2 protein-coding genes are annotated in these 2524 nt (G+C 38.5%); one reads left to right on the plus strand and one right to left on the minus strand.

Annotated features, from left to right (window positions below; genetic code table 11):
* Window positions 1-311 precede the first annotated feature (311 nt).
* The gene (locus D5R40_RS32100) at window positions 312-1283 is read left to right on the plus strand and encodes a protochlorophyllide reductase (RefSeq protein WP_124147232.1); all 972 of its coding nucleotides are present in this window, start codon (window positions 312-314) and stop codon (window positions 1281-1283) included.
* A gap of 4 nt (window positions 1284-1287) precedes the next feature.
* Here the strand turns inward: D5R40_RS32100 and D5R40_RS32105 are convergent.
* Window positions 1288-2524, minus strand: a 1237-nt coding sequence (locus D5R40_RS32105) for an RNA-guided endonuclease InsQ/TnpB family protein (protein WP_240041700.1), incomplete at its 5' end; no start/stop codon positions are given.

The raw sequence follows: 2524 nt of genomic DNA on the forward strand, positions 1-2524 counted from the left end.
TTCCCTGTTCCCTGTTCCCTGTTCCCTGTTCCCTGTTCCCTGTTCCCTGTTCCCTGTTTTGGAGGAGATGTCTAATTTATTCTATTTCAAAGATGTCACAAATAGTTTCCAACTTTAAATGTGAAATAATTTCCTGAAATTACTGTATAGTCAAAGTCTTGTAGCTCTATAAAATCCTGCTTTTGACTTTTGACTTTTGACTTTTGACTTCCGTGAAACGGTATAGTAATTCACACTAGACTTTTGATTTGGTCAAGACTGTTGTAAAATCATGAGATTAGTCAATTGAATTTTACAAAATCTCATTGAGAATGGAACAAAATCATAAATCAACAGTAATAATCACAGGTGCATCGTCAGGGGTGGGTTTACACGCTGCCAAAGCTTTAGCAAAAACAGGTCAATGGTATGTAGTGATGGCTTGTCGAGACCTCTCGAAAGCAGAAAAAGTTGCCCAAGAAGTAGGAATGGCAAAAGATAGCTACACTGTGATGCACCTAGATTTGGCTAGTCTAGATAGTGTACGACGGTTTGTTAATACTTTCAGAGAAAGCGGTAGGTCTCTAGAAGCTTTGGTTTGCAACGCTGCGGTATATTTGCCTCTATTAAAAGAACCGATGCGTAGTCCAGATGGGTATGAATTGAGTGTGGCGACAAATCATCTGGGACATTTTCTCCTATGTAACATTATGTTAGAGGATTTGAAACAGTCTCCTGCTGCGGATAAAAGATTGGTGATTTTGGGAACTGTAACAGCTAACCCGAAAGAGTTGGGAGGAAAGATTCCAATTCCAGCACCTCCAGATTTGGGAAATCTTCAGGGTTTTGAAGCAGGTTTCAAAGCTCCTATTTCTATGATTAATGGCAAAAAGTTTAAGTCTGGTAAGGCTTATAAAGATAGTAAACTCTGTAATGTTTTGACAATGCGGGAGTTACATCGGCGTTATCACGAGTCAACAGGGATTGTTTTTAGTTCTCTGTATCCTGGATGTGTGGCAGATACGCCTCTATTCCGAAATCATTATCCTTTATTCCAGAAAATTTTCCCGCTATTCCAGAAAAATATTACTGGGGGATATGTTTCTCAAGATTTAGCAGGAGAAAGAGTTGCTGCTTTAGTTAAAGATCCTGAGTATAAGGAGTCTGGAATGTATTGGAGTTGGGGAAATCGACAGAAGAAAGATCGTCAGTCTTTTGTGCAAGAAGTTTCTGATGAAGCGAGTGATGATGATAAAGCGATTAAGCTTTGGGAATTAAGTTCAAAGTTGGTAGGGTTGAGTTAGTTTTTTAATTGAGATATTGACATCCTCCCCGGCCTAAAGGCACGGGGATTCCTACCGAGCCGTAACTCCTCGGTGGGTTGACGTTTTGCTGGCGCAAAGCTCCGCTAACACAGGCTGCTGCTACCTTGACGCTAGTCTGACGCTTGCCTCCACGTCCGTTTTTAGTCTCCGAATGCCCTCCGGCGACTAATATATTGATCGCTGCATTCTCATCTCTATCATGTTTTGCGCCGCAGTTGAGACACTCCCATTCTCGCACCTGAAGGTCTAATTTTCCACCTTTAAACCCACAGCTAGAGCAAGTTTGAGATGTGGGTTCCCAACGACTAATTACTTGAAAATCACGACCATATTTTTCTGCTTTTCCTTCTAGGAATGTTCTGAATGTTCTCCAACCTAAATCAGATATAGCTCTGGATAATTTACGGTTTTTTACCATACCAGAAACGTTCAAATCCTCTAAAACAATTGTTTGGTTTTCACTAATTATTTTAGTAGATAATTTATGCAGAAAATCTGTTCTTGTATCTTTCAGTTTGGCATGAAATTTAGCCACTCTCAACCTAGCTTTTTCATATCTTTTAGATCCTTTAGTTTTTTTAGATAATGATTTGCTTAACTTTCGATATTTATTAATTCGTTTCTTTAGTGGTTTTGGAGCATCAATTTTTTGACCATTACTTAATGTAGCAAAAGTTTTGATTCCTAAATCTATACCTACTGAATTATCAGTTTTTGGTAAGGTTTCTGGTTGTATTTCTACTACAAAACTAAGAAAGTATCTATTAGCTGAATCTTTAATTACTGTTACTGAGCTAGGCTCACTGGGTAGTTTTCTTGACCAGGCTACTTTAAGCTTTCCAATCTTAGCTAAATAAACTTTATCTTGGTGTACTTTAAACCCTCTCAAGGTAAACCTGGCAGTCTGTTTTGATTTCCTGGTTTTAAATTTGGGAGGTTTTATGGCTTGGCCTTTTCTCTGGCCTTTTGTCGAACTAAAAAAGTTTTGATAAGCTTGGTTTAAATCATTCAATGATTGCTGTAATGGTACAACTGAAACCTCTGATAACCATTCTTTGTCTTCAGTCTTTTTTGCTTGAGTAATAAAGAGTTTTTGTAGCTCAGAATTAGTGGGTTTCTTTTCTCCTAATCTGTACTTTTCCTGACAGCAAGCTAGACTATCATTCCACACAACACGAACACAACCAAACAGCTTTGCTAATCTGGCTTTTTGTGCCGGT

It is taken from the genome of Okeania hirsuta, from assembly GCF_003838195.1.
In the GTDB taxonomy this organism is placed as follows: Bacteria; Cyanobacteriota; Cyanobacteriia; order Cyanobacteriales; family Microcoleaceae; genus Okeania; species Okeania hirsuta.